Source organism: Bacillus sp. OK048 (assembly GCF_900103525.1).
In the GTDB taxonomy this organism is placed as follows: Bacteria; Bacillota; Bacilli; order Bacillales; family Cytobacillaceae; genus Neobacillus.
This window is the reverse complement of record NZ_FNHN01000015.1, coordinates 84,434-99,952: the sequence shown is the minus strand read 5'-3', so window position 1 is coordinate 99,952 and position 15,519 is coordinate 84,434. Positions and strand designations below refer to the sequence as shown.

At 39.5% G+C, this 15,519-nt stretch carries 14 protein-coding genes and 2 pseudogenes; all 16 read left to right on the top strand.

The window, feature by feature from the left end; all coding sequences use genetic code 11:
- Window positions 1-9: 9 nt before the first annotated feature.
- Window positions 10-228 (top strand): annotated as a pseudogene (locus tag BLR86_RS21940) (AAC(3) family N-acetyltransferase); the annotation flags it as partial.
- Window positions 229-342: 114 nt separating this feature from the next.
- Complete coding sequence (locus tag BLR86_RS21935) at window positions 343-1,287, top strand: aldo/keto reductase family protein (protein ID WP_090766748.1); 945 nt, start codon at window positions 343-345, stop codon at window positions 1,285-1,287.
- Between the two features lie 268 nt (window positions 1,288-1,555).
- Window positions 1,556-1,963, top strand: a complete 408-nt coding sequence (locus BLR86_RS21930) for a PspA/IM30 family protein (protein WP_090766745.1) — start codon at window positions 1,556-1,558, stop codon at window positions 1,961-1,963.
- 88 nt (window positions 1,964-2,051) lie between these two features.
- Entirely contained in the window at window positions 2,052-3,080 is a 1,029-nt protein-coding gene (locus BLR86_RS21925; RefSeq protein WP_090766742.1) for a TFIIB-type zinc ribbon-containing protein, read from the top strand.
- Window positions 3,077-3,946, top strand: coding sequence for a TPM domain-containing protein (locus BLR86_RS21920; RefSeq protein WP_254782414.1), 870 nt, complete (start codon window positions 3,077-3,079; stop codon window positions 3,944-3,946). Before BLR86_RS21925 ends, BLR86_RS21920 begins: the two co-directional genes overlap by 4 nt.
- A gap of 23 nt (window positions 3,947-3,969) precedes the next feature.
- Entirely contained in the window at window positions 3,970-4,965 is a 996-nt protein-coding gene (locus tag BLR86_RS21915; protein WP_090766736.1) for an SPFH domain-containing protein, read from the top strand.
- A gap of 600 nt (window positions 4,966-5,565) precedes the next feature.
- Window positions 5,566-6,045, top strand: a pseudogene (locus BLR86_RS21910) (GNAT family N-acetyltransferase).
- Between the two features lie 455 nt (window positions 6,046-6,500).
- Window positions 6,501-8,078, top strand: a complete 1,578-nt coding sequence (locus tag BLR86_RS21905) for a spore germination protein (RefSeq protein ID WP_090766733.1) — start codon at window positions 6,501-6,503, stop codon at window positions 8,076-8,078.
- Window positions 8,078-9,271 carry a Ger(x)C family spore germination protein gene (locus BLR86_RS21900; protein WP_090766730.1) on the top strand — a complete coding sequence of 398 codons (1,194 nt, stop codon included), beginning with the start codon at window positions 8,078-8,080 and terminating at the stop codon, window positions 9,269-9,271. The genes BLR86_RS21905 and BLR86_RS21900 overlap by 1 nt, the downstream gene beginning before the upstream one ends.
- Window positions 9,268-9,489 (top strand): hypothetical protein, encoded by a 222-nt coding sequence (locus BLR86_RS21895; RefSeq protein WP_090766727.1) that lies wholly within the window; start codon window positions 9,268-9,270, stop codon window positions 9,487-9,489. The genes BLR86_RS21900 and BLR86_RS21895 overlap by 4 nt, the downstream gene beginning before the upstream one ends.
- A 32-nt stretch (window positions 9,490-9,521) precedes the next feature.
- Window positions 9,522-10,622, top strand: a complete 1,101-nt coding sequence (locus BLR86_RS21890) for a GerAB/ArcD/ProY family transporter (protein WP_090766724.1) — start codon at window positions 9,522-9,524, stop codon at window positions 10,620-10,622.
- Between the two features lie 244 nt (window positions 10,623-10,866).
- On the top strand, window positions 10,867-10,992 hold the full coding sequence (locus tag BLR86_RS26890; protein WP_302847243.1) for a hypothetical protein: 126 nt from the start codon (window positions 10,867-10,869) through the stop codon (window positions 10,990-10,992).
- A 467-nt stretch (window positions 10,993-11,459) separates the two neighbouring features.
- Window positions 11,460-12,035 (top strand): hypothetical protein, encoded by a 576-nt coding sequence (locus tag BLR86_RS21885; RefSeq protein WP_090766721.1) that lies wholly within the window; start codon window positions 11,460-11,462, stop codon window positions 12,033-12,035.
- Window positions 12,036-12,533: 498 nt separating this feature from the next.
- Window positions 12,534-13,031, top strand: a complete 498-nt coding sequence (locus tag BLR86_RS21880) for a TRAP transporter small permease (protein WP_090766718.1) — start codon at window positions 12,534-12,536, stop codon at window positions 13,029-13,031.
- A gap of 2 nt (window positions 13,032-13,033) precedes the next feature.
- On the top strand, window positions 13,034-14,329 hold the full coding sequence (locus BLR86_RS21875; RefSeq protein WP_090766715.1) for a TRAP transporter large permease: 1,296 nt from the start codon (window positions 13,034-13,036) through the stop codon (window positions 14,327-14,329).
- A gap of 61 nt (window positions 14,330-14,390) precedes the next feature.
- The gene (locus tag BLR86_RS21870; protein ID WP_090766712.1) at window positions 14,391-15,428 is read left to right on the top strand and encodes a TRAP transporter substrate-binding protein; all 1,038 of its coding nucleotides are present in this window, start codon (window positions 14,391-14,393) and stop codon (window positions 15,426-15,428) included.
- Window positions 15,429-15,519 lie beyond the last annotated feature (91 nt).

Genomic DNA, 15,519 nt, shown 5'->3' with positions numbered 1-15,519 from the left:
CAGGTATTAATTTACACCTGTCAGTTTTTGTTACAAAAAGTAAGTATTTTATCAAAATTGGTTTTTCCGACCCATACATGGTCGTTTATTAATGCGGAGAATCCTCGATTTTATGTCAATGACTCACCATCTTGTGTTGGATTATTAACGGAACTGTTTCGAAAACGTCCGGGTGTTGTTCGCTCATGGCATCCAACGCATTCGGTTGCTGCCCTAGGAAAAGAAGCAGATGAATTTATTATTAATCCAATCCTGAAGTATGTCATAATTGTAAAAATAGTCAAAATTTAATATAGTTAATCTGAAGGTTCTTTTCTAATTAACCAGGGAGGTATGATTTCGATGAAATACAGACGTTTAGGGAATAGTGGGTTAAAGGTAAGTGAAATAAGTTTAGGCAGCTGGTTAACCTACGGGAAAACGGTTGAAGATAACACGGCTGAGAAAACAATACATAAAGCATATGAACTGGGGATTAACTTCTTTGATTCTGCCAATGTTTACGAGCGTGGTGAAGGTGAACGAGTTATGGCTGGAGCTTTAAAGGAATATCCGCGTGAATCCTATGTCATTACGACAAAAGCGTTCTGGCCAATGGGTGAAGGTCCGAATGATCGCGGATTATCGAGGAAGCATGTGATTGAACAAGCCAATGCGAGCTTGAAGCGAATGAACTTAGATTATGTTGATATTTTTTACTGTCACCGTTATGATCCACAAACGCCAGTGGAAGAAACGTTGAGAGCCATTGATGATTTAATTCGTCAAGGGAAGATTCTTTATGCGGGCGTAAGTGAATGGAGTGCGGCTCAGATTGAAGAGGCAGTCCGTGTGGCGGATAAATTCCTTTTAGATCGAATTGTCGTGAACCAGCCTGTATATAACATGTTAAACCGCTATATTGAAAAGGAAGTAATTCCGGTGAGTTCAAAGCATGGGATCGGACAAGTGGTTTTTTCTCCACTTGCTCAGGGGATTTTAACAGGAAAATATAAAGGAAATACCATTCCAGAGGATAGCCGTGCCTCAAATACAGAAATCAACAACTTCATAAAGGGTATGTTGACTGAGACTACCTTTACGAAGGTGGAACAGTTAGAGAAGATCGCCAAGGAATTAGAAATCACTCTACCTAGCCTTGCGTTAGCATGGATTTTACGTCAGCCAAATGTTTCAAGCGCATTAATTGGTGCAAGTAGACCAAGCCAAGTAGAAGAAAATGTCAAAGCCATTGAAATTGAACTTACGGGTGAAGTTATTGAAAAAATTGAGGGGATTTTGGCATAGAAACAATTTTAGATCAGACCCTTGAAAAGTAAGTAGTTCAATTAAACAAGAGACATTGATCTTAAAAATCAATGTCTCTTTATTTATTATCTGAGTAGTAGATAGTATGAAAATTTTGATTTTAGGTGCAACAGGTCAAATAGTCCGTATGCTGACAAATGGTTTACTCCATAAACCTACCATTCCTGGATCCAACAAATGTTGCAAAAGATGAAACTATTATTAAAATAAACAGTATATATGTAGAGGTATATAAGGGGGATTGAACTTGAGTATTCTTTCAAAATTTACTGATATTATGGAACGTAAAATCAACTCATTATTAGATAAGGCTGAAGATCCGGAGAAAATAATTAAGCAGTATTTAAAAGAACTTAACAGCGATTTGGGAAAAATCAAAGCGGAAACAGCAGCAGTGATGGCTGAAGAGCAGCGGACACAAAGAGCATTAAATGAGTGCCGCGATGATATGGAAAAAATGGAGCGCTATCGCCTCAAAGCATTAGAAACAGGTAATGAAAGGGATGCGAGGAGGTTTCTCGAAAAGAAGGCTTCTTTGGCGGTAGAATTATCGCAATTTGAAGTCTCATACCAGTTGGCATCATCAAAGGCTCAGCAAATGAAACAAATGCATGACAAACTGACCGTGGAGATTAATCAACTAGCCGCGGACTAGTGGACAAGGTGCCTGTCCCAATTCGATAAATAGAAAGAAAGTCGGACAAGGTTCTTGACCCCATGTCCCAAAAAGAGGAGATGAAAGTATGATTCTTCATTATAAGTGTCCCGGTTGTGGGAATGATATGAGCTTTGATGCTGAGTCAGGCGAGTTATCGTGTCAAGCCTGCGGCAGACACGATAGGATTGAAAATTATCCTGAAGAATTGAAGTCGGTAAGATTTTCGGAGAACGAGGCGAACGAATACCATTGTGAGAATTGCGGGGCTGTTCTGATGACAGATGCAGACACGGCCGCAACAAACTGTAGTTTCTGCGGAGCGGGTGTTGTCATTGCCGACAGATTATCGGGAATTCTTGCGCCGGCAAAAGTCATTCCATTTATGATCAGTAAGGAAGAGGCGAGGAAGGCGTTTCAAAAATGGTGCAGAAAAGGGCTGCTTACCCCGAAAGGATTCATGACGGCGGACCGGATTAAGAGTATTACTGGGATGTATGTCCCGTTTTGGTTATTTGATTTAAATAGTAAAGTTCAAGTAAATGCTACGTGCACAAAGGTTAGAACCTATACACAGGGTGATTATATTTATACGGAAACGAAATATTTTGATGCCTTCCGTGATATCAATCTCGATTATGTCAAGATCCCGGTTGATGCATCCGCAAAAATGAACGATGGATTAATGGATAAATTGGAACCATACCCATACGATCAATTAAAAGATTTTAAAACACCGTATTTGGCAGGATTTATTGCCGAGAAATACAATTATACTGACGAAGAACTGCTTCCACGGGCGAAAGACAAAATCAGCGGCTATATTGATTCCTATATTCGTTCTACATTAACAGGCTATCATTCTGTCAATTATACAAATAAATTTATTGATACGAGAAATGTTAACACTGATTATGTTTTATTGCCGGTATGGATGGTCAACTACGATTATAACAATACGGTGTATACGTTTGCGATGAATGGTGAAACGGGAAAAATTGTCGGCAAACCACCAATCAGTGCCTCTAAAGTAGCGATGTGGTTTAGCGGCATCGCTGCAGGATCCTTCTTTGCGTTAAAATGTGTCTCTTATCTGATGGGAGGAGGTTTCTGGTGAGAGGGAACTATCTGCAAAGACGAGGAATCATTGTCTTTATGATCGCGCTACTGTTGCTGCCATGGGGAATGCCGGCTAAAGCAGAAAGCTTTGACCAGGCCCAGTATATTTATGATTATGCCCATTTACTAACGGATCAAGAGGCGGCAAATCTGCAAAATTTGGCAAAGGAACTGGGCGAAGAGAGGGAGACCGCTTTTATTATCATCACGCTAAATGGTACGGATGGAAAGGATATTGTTCAATATGTGGAGGATTTCTATGATGATAAGGCTCCCGGCTATGACCAGTCGCATGGAAATACCGCGATCCTCGCCATCGACATGCAAGAACGGGATATTTATTTAGCGGGCTTTAAAAAAGCGGAGCAGTATTTGGATGATGGCAGGCTTGATCAGATTCGCGATAATATTACCCCCGATTTATCAGAGAGCCGTTATTTTCAAGCATTTTCACTTTTTTTAACAACTTCTTATGAGTATATGGGCTATGAGCCGACTGACGGCAACAGCTCGGATGGGTATTCGGGCTATGGTCCCGGTGGAAGTTCGGAAGGGTATAATCGCTATGAATCAGGGGTTGGTCATGAGAATCTATTTTTTCAATGGTGGTTCCAATTAATTGCTTCGCTCCTTGTAGCGGCTGTGGTTGTCGGGATGATGGCCTATCGTTCTGGGGGCAGGGTTACGGTTAATGAGCAAACATATATGAATAATGAGCGATCAAAAGTACTAAACCAATATGATAACTATGTCAGACAAACTGTGACGAGACAGAGGAAACCGTCTAATGATACAAAAAGCGGCGGTGGTGGAGGAATCACTGGTGGCGGTCACTCACATAGCGGTAGTAGAGGTAAATTTTAATAGAGGAAGGGAGCAGCTAAGCGATGTCTTTTTTTAAAAATCAATTTGCAAATGTAGTCGAATGGCAAGAATTTAGAGATGATATGATTTTCTATAAATGGAGCAATCGTGAAATCAAAAAGGGGAGCAAACTGATCATTCGTCCTGGTCAAGATGCGATCTTTTTTAACAATGGAAAAATTGAAGGGGTGTTTCGTGATGATGGCGAGTACGATATCGAGTCTCAGATCATTCCTTTCTTATCGACCTTAAAGGGATTCAAATTTGGCTTCAATAGCGGCATGCGCGTAGAAGTGCTGTTTGTGAATACGAAAGAATTTGTGGTGAAATGGGGCACGCAAAATGCGATTAATATCCCGACCCTTGGACTCCCTGGCGGCATGCCGATTCGTGCGAACGGAACCTTTAATTTTAAAGTACAGGATTATATTGCTTTAATTGATCAAATTGCCGGAGTGAAGGACCAATATTTCGTGGAGGATGTCAAAATTCGCATCACGTCGATCCTTGATCAGCTCCTGATGAAATGGATTACACAGGAAGGAAAGGATATGTACAATTTGCAGGCTAACTCCTTCGACATTTCAAAAGGAATTCAAGAGGATTTAGATATGCAGATGATCAAGAGCGGTATCACCATCACGGGTTTTAATGTGATGAGCTTCAGCTATCCAAAAGAGATACAAGACATGATCACCAAAAATGCTTCACACGGTATGGTAAGTGATGTTGGCAGGTACCAGCAAATCTCGATCACAGATGGCATGGCTTCTGGAAAAATGAGCGGAGGCGGAACGGCATCCGATATGGCCGGAATGATGATGGGGATGAATATTGCGGGCAAATTGATGAATCAAATGAATCAAGAGACGCAAAATCAACCTGCATCTCCGCAAAATACACAACCTCCTGTCCAACCAAATGGGAGTGGCCAAAAGAGGCCAAACTTTTGCCCAAATTGCGGTGAAAAAACCGGCGCAGCCAACTTCTGCCCTAATTGTGGGGAAAAACTTATTTAGGCCAGTGGGTCAGCCCCCAGGCGTGCTAACGCTTTAGCGCGCTGGGGTCTGACCTTTTTTCTGAAAAAAAGTCAACAAATATCAATAACTAATCGGTAAAACTACATACAATAATCATCCAAATTTCTATGCGATTGGCTAGCGGGTGGGATGATTACTGGCGGTTTGCAGCTAGCTTTTATTGAAGGAATTTTCAAACTCTATAATATGAGTAAACCCATTCCTTTATATTGATGATTATCCTCTAAGTAAACAGATCGGGAAGACCGGGAACGAGATGGAGAGAGTTTTTGCGGTGAAAGGAAATAAAGATTTAATAGCCGTAAGGGGCTTTATGAGTGTACCTACTTATTTTAAAGTTACTAAGGATCCCGACTAGAATCCTTGATTTAAGGTCATGTTTCAACTTATTATTTATCAAAGCTTATACCAATAAGAGTGTCAAGCACCTTCCAAATTTGGTTGGTACCTGGCACTTTTTTCTATGGGAGGAGCGGATATAAGGGAAATCTTAACAGTTTTACGAAAAACTTTTCAAGTATATGCATCTCCCATATTATAATAAAAAAAAGTACATAGATTTGGAGGATGAAGAAAACAATACGGGTTCGTGAAATAGAGGAGAGGGACAATCAAAGAATGGAGCAAATTATCAAACGCTCATTAGTATCTTTTAAGTTAGACATTCCAGGAACTGCCTATTTTGATCCCCAACTAAGCAATCTAGCACAATTTTACACGGAACAATAAAATGCAAAGTATTGGGTTGTGGTGAATGAACGAGATGAAGTGGTAGGTGGTGTGGGGATTGCACCATTTGGTCAGCAGACGGGGTTTTGTGAGTTGCAATAGCTATATCTTACACCTGAAGTCCAAGGTATGGGTTTGTCGAAGGAACTCATGAAAGTAGCACTCGACTTTGCCAAGGAACATTATACACACTGTTACTTAGAAACCGTGAAGATTCTCCAAACTGCCAATCTCCTTTATAGCAAATTAGGTTTCCAGCAACTTGATAGAGCGCTAGATGGTTCAGAACATAACGTAATGGATGTATGGTATATGAAAGAATTATCATAATAGCTGGTCTTATTTTTCAAACTGAATGTTGATTACACTCAGTTTGAAAAATAAGCGGAGAAATTCCGTTTATTTTGGGAAATACTCATATTTCCCATAAAATAAGGGGAGTTTTTCCGGTTATACGTTCCAAACCGAAGGATTTTGTCTTATTTAGAGCAGCTAAGCGGAAAATCTCCGTTTATATTTGCTTCTAAAGCCTCCACTACACACAATAGCCGGAAATTCTCCGCCTATGAATCCTAATATCTTATGTGCAGACAATAGTAAGAAGCTAACCATCTACATATTGTAGATGGTTAGCTTCTTTTTCTCATTAGATGGTCTTTTTCAGTGGCTTCGAACCGTCCCCATGGTCTCCAATTTCTGTAAGGCCTTAATTACTTTGAAAAGAGTAGCATTATTTTTACAGAATTTACAAAGAATATGTTTAACACATTTCAAGGGGTCCAGTGATGAAATATATGGGGTTTAGGAAAAAAGGGGGGGATATTCCAAATATACAATTGAATGAATCGTTGAATTCAATGCCGGAAATTCCTCTAAATCCAAGATTAAATAAAAATATAGACATACTGAAATCTGCCTATAAAGATTGCTCCGACGTGGTATTTCGTGACTTTAGTATTGGCAACGAGATCAATGCTGTTCTTCTTTACATAGATGGCCTGTCAAATACCGAAGAAGTCGACCAGCACGTGCTTATGCCGCTTATCCAGCTGAAAAGCCCGGAAAACGGTCCGATATTTGAGCGAGCGAAAAAGGAAATATCGGTATCAGATATCAAGGAAATCTACACGATACCTGATATTTTCAAACAGATTTCCATGGGCAACCCCATCATTTTAATTGAAGAACAAGCAAAGGGAATTTCGGTGGGCCTGCCGAAGTGGGAAAAACGCAGTATTAAGGAACCTGACGCGGAATCCGTCATTCGCGGTCCCAGGGAAGGCTTTGTTGAAACATTACGAGTGAACACCTCCCTTTTACGCAGGAAAATTCGTCATCCATTATTAAAAATGAAACCAATCAATATTGGTGATTACACTGAAACGCAAGTCATCGTGGCGTATATCGAAGGAGTAGCCGATACCGCTTTAGTGGATGAGGTTACTCATCGACTAAAGCGAATTAAGATGGATGGTATTTTAGAAAGTGGCTATATTGAGGAAATGATTCAAGATAGCCCATTTTCTCCTTTCCCGCAGGTATTAAACACAGAACGTCCGGATGTCGCTGCGGCCTGTTTATTAGAAGGCCGTGTGATCATTTTGATTGACGGCACCCCTTTTAGCCTTATTGCTCCCTGTACGTTTACAAGTTTATTACAGGCACCTGAGGATTACTATAATCCATTTTACGTCAGCACATTGATCCGTTGGCTGCGCTATCTATTCTTTTTTATCGCTTTGCTTGCACCATCAGCGTATGTGGCGATTTTAACATTTCATCAAGAAATGCTTCCAACCTCACTGCTTTTAACGATTGCCCAAAGTCGTGAACAAATTCCCTTTCCAGCTTTGGTTGAGGCCTTTATGATGGAAATCACTTTTGAGGCACTAAGAGAAGCAGGTGTGAGACTACCAAAACAAGTTGGAGCTGCTGTTAGTATTGTCGGTGCCCTCGTGATCGGACAAGCAGCGACGGCGGCGGGATTGGTTTCATCACCGATGGTTATGGTGGTCGCCATTACAGGTATTGCCTCATTTCTAATGCCAAGATATGCGGCCGGCATCTCGATTCGACTACTCCGCTTTCCGATCATGATTTTATCCGGAATGTTGGGACTATTGGGCGTCATGCTTGGAATTACTACCATTGTTGCGCACCTGTGTACACTTAACTCCTTTGGTGTACCCTATCTCAATCCGGCAGCCGTACTAAAGCTTAGTAATTTAAAGGATGTCTTGGTTCGTGCCCCGTGGTGGGCCATGGATACACGTCCTGATTTTTATTCAAAAGATACTAGTAACCTAAGACGTGAAGCCGAGAATCAAAGGCCCAGTCCAAGCAAAGGTGATGGTGGAAGTTGATGTGTAAGATTCGATCTATAAAGAGGACTTTCACTTTATTCCTTTTGATTTGCCTAACCTTGATCGTCCTTACAGGATGTTGGGATCGAACCGAAATAAATGACTTAGCTTTTATTCTCGCGGCAGGTATGGATAAAGGGAAAAATAATAATATCGAACTCTCAGTCCTTATCTATATACCACAATCCCAGCAAAGTGGACAAGGATCTGGGATGTCAGGTGGTAATAGCAGCGGCCAATCCTTTGTGAGATCAGCTGAGGGAGAAACCGTTGCGGATGCGATGGCACGGCTTCAGGAAGCACTTACCAGGAAGATTTTTTGGGGGCAAAATGAAGTGCTCCTTATTGGGGATAAATTAGCCAAGAAAGGAATAAGCGAACAAATTGATTTTTGGATGCGGCATTCGGAACCTCGGATACATGCCGATGTATTTGTTTCGAGGGGAAAGGCAAAGACTGTTTTGAAGGCCATGCCGGAATTAGAAAAAGACGCCTCACAACAACTTCGTAAAATAGTTAAAACAAATATTGGGGTAAAAATAACGGTGAAGGATTTATTGCAAATGCTATCTGGTGAATCTATTGCAGCCGTATTGCCATGGGTGGAAAACCTATCCCCAACACATATGGATAAAAAAAAGGCGATTCCAACCATTAACGGAGCAGCGATTTTTAAGGATGGAAAAATGGTAGGAAGATTAAGTGATAAAGAAACAAGGGGAATTCTTTGGCCAAGAAATGAGATTAAATCCGGGGTGTTTACGATTTCGTTTAAAGATGAAACAGGCTATATCTCCTTAAATCTGTTAAGGAGTCATAATGAATTGATTCCTTCCATTAAAAACGGCAAATGGGGCATGCACATCAAAACAAACGCAGATCTAGAAGTCATTCAAAATACGACAAAATTCAACTTATTCGATCCAAACGTCATAAAAAAAGTTGAGCAAAAGGTTGAATATGAAATTGAACAAAGGGAACGGTTCGTTTTTACGGAAGTACAGAAAAAGTTACATGCTGATATTTTCGGCTTTGCGGATGAATTCGAGAAAAAATATCCACAAATATGGAAACAAAAAAAAGACCAGTGGAATGAAGTTTTTCCGGATGTAGCCGTTTCTTTTGAAACGAAGGTGAATATCCAAAGAACCGGTTTAGCAGATGGAAAACCTAAGCGAGGTGTCGAGCGATGAAGGTTGTTGGAATCTTAGGGATAACGGTTATATTGGTGTTTATTTTTTTGATCCAGGGGCCGGGATTGAAGAGAAGTGGCAAAAGGGTAAAGATGGCATTTTTTTCGATCATGATGGTGAATTGGATCCTTGCTGTTTTACTTGTGATGTTTCCAGAAATGTCGGGCCCTGGGCAAATGGTCGATTTCATCTATCAGTCATTTAAGCCGTTTTGGTAAAGAAACTCCTGTTAGTAAAGGAAGGAACAAACATGATTGAAAAAGGTAGAATTTCTGGTTTGGAGCTTGCCCTCATTATGTATGCAACAGTTACCGCAACAGCGATTCTTTATATTCCATATGTCACAGCACAGCATGCCAAGCGTGATTTGTGGCTGTCTCCCATATGGGGTTCTTTGAGCGGCTTTCTGATCGTCGTTATTATTGTCATACTCTCTAGGTTTTTTCCAGGGAAAACTCTAATCGAATATTGTGAACTTATACTTGGCCGGGCCATTGGAAAGATAATCGCGTTCATTTACCTATTTTTTATTTTACATGATACAGCCATTGCATTTAGAGAGTACGGTGAGTTTGTCGAAAGTGCTTTTTTGTATAAAACACCTATGCTTTTTGTGACCGGAAGTATTGCCATATCTTGCGCCGTTGCTGTCCATGGGGGCATTCAAACGATTGGACGATGTGCTGTGCTTTTTTTGCCGATTGCTTTAACGTTCTATGGATTGATTTATTTCTTTCTTATTCCTGATTTGAATGTGAAAAATATGCTGCCGATTCTGTCAGATGGAGTAATGCCCTCGATTAAAGGGTCACTGGCACCACACGCCTGGTTAAGTCAATTTTCATTGATGTCGCTTCTACTGCCGTTAGTAACGAATCAACAAAAGGTGATGAAATGGGGAATGTTTTCAGTCATTGCGAGTGTTTTAACGATGGTCTTTATGAACCTTGGGAACCTATTTTTATTTGGGGACATTATTATCAATATACAATTTCCAGTGTTTGAGGCAGCAAGATATGTTAGTATCGGATCTTTCTTTGAACATATTGAGTCCATCATCATCGCAGTTTGGGTTCTTGGCGGCTTCATCCAGCTATCCGCCTTTTTTTATATGCTTGTTCTTGGTACGTCACAATGGCTGAAATTGCCAAGTTATAAACCAATTGTGTTACCAATTGGTTTTTTAATTATTCTCTTTTCGGCCTGGTCCATCCCTTCATTTGAGGACATGATTCGAGGAATGGGTACAACTGTGCCTTTTTATTTCTTAACCGTTCAGCTGATCATTCCCATTTTACTCCTATGTGTTGCGGTCATACGTCGGAAAAGACCGAAATCGTTCTTGCAGTAAGTTTTATCCGGGGGGAGATGTGTTAGGTGTAAAAACCTCTACAGGCTTTAAGTAAATTACAAGGTGAAACTAAAATTGAACGTGGAAATCAATCAATTTTAATGTGGGTTATTAAGTAAGAAACTAATCGGAAATTTCCGGTTAGTTTTTTTGTTTTTTCTAGGCAAATTAGTAAGAATGTAGCCTAGTAATTGATTGTATTCCTTATTGTAATAAAAATTTTTGGTTAGTCGAAAAGATATAAGTGAATTATAATGAAAACAATGAATGTATTAAAAAAATATGGAGGAAAGTAGAAGAAAATGTCAAAGCCATTGTAATTGAACTTACGGGTGAAGTTATTGAAAAAATTGAGGGGATTTTGGCATAGAAACAATTTTTGATCAGACTCTTGAAACATAAGTAGTTCAATTTTTGAGAAGAAAATAACATAACATTAATAATAGAGTGCTAAACTTCAAAGGTTTTAGCACTCTATTTTTTGTTGTTTTATTACAATAATCCCGACGGTGTATTGGAACCAGCTCGGCCAAAAGACCTGTTACGACAAATTACCAATTCTCTCATGGGACTTTTTAATTAAAAACCATGAAAGATAAGGATTTTTGAAAGAATTAGCAGGATTTTTAGCATGAATAAAGAAATATATTATATACAAATTACGAGTCAATGGACCATAGAAGTTATTTTGACAGATTACGAGAAGAACTGCGCTATAAAAAAGATAATGAGTAGATCACCCTGGTTGTTTTTCCATAATGAAAATAGCTGCAGATAGATTTAGATTAAGCCATTTTATTCAGCAAATTTATCAAGGTATGGAAGAAGGGATAAGATATGATTGAAAATTTCTTTGCTGACTATAAAAAATTTGTTGTTATACCGGAAGATGAAAGCCAAGTTAATAATGAAGTATTTGATCCCAAAAAGTATGCTGGATATTATATACTAACATTGTCCATTTTTGATTCCCGTTTATCAACCTGGAAAGATGCAAGTAAATTTGAAATTGATATTGAGAAAAGTATCAAAACGGTTCTAAGGGATTTTAATCAAATGCAGCGTGAGAAGTACCATCTTCAATTACTAGAATTAGATAAGTTTAAAAACTATTTTATCTTGGCCCTTTCTACTAAAACAAGATTTAATCCAGGGGAAGAAGATGACCGTATAGCATATGTTATGGATAAAATACTAACGAATCCTTTTTATGTTGGACAAAGTTGGTTCAACTTAATTCGTGATAAAGGAAGAGTGGCCCGTAAACTCTTTTGCTACTCCTTTAAGGAATATGTAGCGGCGGACTTAAACCAGTCAAAAAGGGAAGAAAAATTTGAAAACATCAGTGAATTAATCCCTAAAAATGGAGAGATTAAGCTGATTAAAAGTGCTCAGAAAAGGGAAGTTCTCTAAATACACAGGTAACTGTTGCATAGTCCTAGGCGTGTCAGATAGGGCTATTGTCGACATTTTACGAGTTTAGAAAAGTCTGTAAACTCATTTTCATTCCTTTTCCTCATTTCTCTCTGACATCACAAGGGCAAAAAAGCCGTGAGCAAGTTAAACCTGCCCACGGCTTTTAATTTAAAGTAAAGAATGGGTTTAGAACATCCTAGTCAAACACAGAAATTTGTTTATGCCCATTTTCTTTTTGTTAGTTTTTATCTGGGCTGTTTACCTAAGATATCGTATGAAGTTAGTAAAAATGTGTGAATGCCCAGAAAGTAAAATAATCAAACTTGATACAGTTAAAGTATTGATTTTTCGACAAATTTAGAAAATACCTAAAAAAAGTATAAAAAAATCTAAAATTAGCACGGTTTCCTAAATCGATGAAAGCATTTACAATTAGTTAAGTAAGCACTTTCATTTTCTAAATGGTAAGCACAAAGAAGGAAGGGGGAGCTATTTATGAATGGGCTTAAACGGGGATTTCTATTTTTGGATAGTCTTTTTGAAAAAGTGGCGCTTGGCTCGCTTGTAATCATGATTATTATTGTAACGCTTCAAGTTTTTACTCGGAAATTGTTTAATTTTGTTTTATTTTGGTCAGAAGAAGTTACTCTTTTATTGTTATGCTGGTTTTCGTTTATGGGAATTGCCATTGGCGTTCGAGAAAAACTGCATTTAGCCATTGAATCTTTTACCGCAAAACTGCCTCCGGCAGCAATTCGTGTCCTTGATAAAGTGGTTGCACTTGGTTCCATGGCTTTTGCGGTGTACCTAATAAAATATGGTTGGGATTTTACGGTATTAATGATCGATTCAACACTGCCGGCAACAAAATTATCCAACGCCTGGGCATATGCTGTCATGCCGATTACAGGTTTTATGATGATTATTTACGCTTTCTTACAATTGATTGGTATTGATACGAGGAGACATAATGTTAAAGGAGGTGGCCACTAACGATGGATCAAACAACGGTTGCCATAATTATTTTGCTTACAAGCTTTGTTCTCATGCTGGTGCTGCGTTTTCCAGTGGCACTTACCTTGGCGGGTTCCACCATTCTCACAATGATATATTTAAGCATCCCGCTTGAGGTTATTGGGCAAAGGATGATTCAAGGAGTTAATTCCTTCGCATTGTTAACAATCCCGTTCTTCATTCTGGCGGGCCAGTTAATGAATGAGGGGGGCTTGGCCGCACGTTTAATCAACTTCGCTATGCTTGCGGTCGGCCGGGTCCGTGGCGGTTTGGCAATGGTGAACGTCCTTGCCTGTCTATTGTTCGGGAATATCTCTGGATCTGCTGCTGCGGATGTATCGTCAATCGGATCAGTTATGATTCCGATGATGAAGAAAAAGGGATATAGTAAGGAATTTGCAACTGGTTTAACTTCGGCCGCTGCGATTCAGGGTGTTGTCGTCCCTCCAAGCCATAACTTAATTTTGTACTCTCTGGCTTCAGGCGGCGTATCGATTGCAACCTTGTTTATGGCTGGTGTCGTACCGGGAATCTTACTTTGTGTAACTCTTATGATTTTTGCACGCTTTTTGGCCATTCGCAAAGGCTTCACACAAACACAAGTCATTGACAAAAAAGATGTTCCAAAGGTTGTTAAAGATGGGCTGATTTCGCTTATGCCAATTGTTATCATCCTGGGCGGGATATTCTCGGGCTGGTTTACTGCTTCGGAATCAGGCGCTATCGCTGTTCTGTATGCTATTATTGTTACTTTCTTTGTCTTCAAGGAAATTCCGTTCAGCCGGATGGGGATGATCCTAATCCGAACATTCCGGACGGTTTCCATGGTATTGTTTTTGATTGCGTCTTCAAGTGCTTTAGGTTATTTACTTGCATTCCTGCAAATACCTTCGATGGTAACAGATGCCTTGTTAAATATCTCTAATAATCCGGTTATTATTCTATTAATAATCAACGTTTTGCTTCTTGTCCTTGGATGTGGAATGGATATGGCACCGCTTATCCTGATTATGACTCCTATTCTGCTTCCTGTTGTCACATCATTGGGAATGGATCCGGTGCATTTCGGTATCATTTTAATGTTGAACTTAGGGATTGGGCTTTTGACACCTCCGGTTGGAACGGTCTTATTCATTGGTTCCGCCATCGGCGAAATACCGATAATGACGGCCGCCAAGGCAATGGCGCCGTTTGGATTGATACTTGTTGCAGCTTTGATGCTTTTAACTTATGTACCACAAATCACGTTGTGGCTGCCACATTTGTTAGGCCATTAAAAAGGGTATTGTTAAAATTTATATAACAAAACAAATTTTAAAATTTGAAAGGGGATTTACTATGAAGAAGTCAACAAAACGTTTATCCGTCATGCTAAGTGCAATTCTTGGGACAAGTTTGGTTCTTTCCGCATGTGGTGGAGCGGGAGATACTACCAAAAAAACTGATGGGTCAAAATCGGCCACAGAAGAAAAAACTTATAATTTCCGTTTGGCTGATAATCAGCCAGATAACTACCCAACAGTATTGGGGGATAAGAAATTTGCCGAGCTTGTTGAGAAAAAATCTGATGGCCGTATCAAAATTAGTGTTTTCCCGAATGGGCAGCTTGGGGATGAAAAATCGGTCATTGAACAAGTTCAATTAGGGGCTGTTGAATTTACTCGCGTAAGTACAGGTCCATTGGCCGAGTTCAGTAAGCCGCTTGGCGTTTTCGCTCTTCCATATATCTTTGACAATTCTGAACACCAATGGAATTTCTTAAACAGTGATAAGGGGAAGGAATTGTTAAAAGGTTTAGAAGCGTCTAAACTGTTGGGACTTGCTTATTATGATTCCGGTTCCCGAAACTTCTATACAAATAAACCAGTCAAGAGTGTCGAAGACTTAAAAGGTCATAAAATTCGTGTACAACAAAGTCAGATTAACATTGATCTAATCGATGCACTTGGTGGCAGTGCCACTCCAATGCCTTACGGAGAAGTATTCAGTTCCTTGCAAACTGGCGTTATTGATGGTGCAGAGAACAATTTACCAAGTTACGTATCTGCTAACCACTACCAAGCAGCGAAAAATATCATTCTTGACGGCCACCAACGGGTACCTGAAGTTGTGATGGTGAGTAAGGTTATTTGGGATAAATTAAGTGATAAGGATCAAAAGATTATCCAGGAAGCAGCAACTGAATCTGTAGCCACTGAACGCGAGGAATGGACTAAGATGGAAAAAGATTCTGAAGCAAAAATGAAAGAGGCTGGGGTAACCATTGTTAAGGTAGATGATGTTAAACCTTGGCAGGATAAAGTTAAACCTGTAATCGACAAGTATCGTGCAGATTATAAAGACGTTCTTGATGCAATCGATAAAGCAAGAAAATAAAATCATTCTTTTCTTGAAATAGGTAAAAATAACAGGAAAGACTGTGCTACTATTATGCATAGTCTTTCTTTTTTCATCTTTTAAAGAAACA

Bases quoted from the DNA above. Each gene is read 5' to 3' on its own strand.
- BLR86_RS21900 (WP_090766730.1), top strand. From the start codon at position 8,078: ATGTGTAAGATTCGATCTATAAAGAGGACTTTCACTTTATTCCTTTTG.
- BLR86_RS21880 (WP_090766718.1), top strand. From the start codon at position 12,534: ATGAATGGGCTTAAACGGGGATTTCTATTTTTGGATAGTCTTTTTGAA.
- BLR86_RS21905 (WP_090766733.1), top strand. From the start codon at position 6,501: ATGAAATATATGGGGTTTAGGAAAAAAGGGGGGGATATTCCAAATATA.
- BLR86_RS21935 (WP_090766748.1), top strand. From the start codon at position 343: ATGAAATACAGACGTTTAGGGAATAGTGGGTTAAAGGTAAGTGAAATA.
- BLR86_RS21870 (WP_090766712.1), top strand. From the start codon at position 14,391: ATGAAGAAGTCAACAAAACGTTTATCCGTCATGCTAAGTGCAATTCTT.
- BLR86_RS21890 (WP_090766724.1), top strand. From the start codon at position 9,522: ATGATTGAAAAAGGTAGAATTTCTGGTTTGGAGCTTGCCCTCATTATG.
- BLR86_RS21925 (WP_090766742.1), top strand. From the start codon at position 2,052: ATGATTCTTCATTATAAGTGTCCCGGTTGTGGGAATGATATGAGCTTT.
- BLR86_RS21885 (WP_090766721.1), top strand. From the start codon at position 11,460: ATGATTGAAAATTTCTTTGCTGACTATAAAAAATTTGTTGTTATACCG.
- BLR86_RS21875 (WP_090766715.1), top strand. From the start codon at position 13,034: ATGGATCAAACAACGGTTGCCATAATTATTTTGCTTACAAGCTTTGTT.
- BLR86_RS21915 (WP_090766736.1), top strand. From the start codon at position 3,970: ATGTCTTTTTTTAAAAATCAATTTGCAAATGTAGTCGAATGGCAAGAA.
- BLR86_RS21895 (WP_090766727.1), top strand. From the start codon at position 9,268: ATGAAGGTTGTTGGAATCTTAGGGATAACGGTTATATTGGTGTTTATT.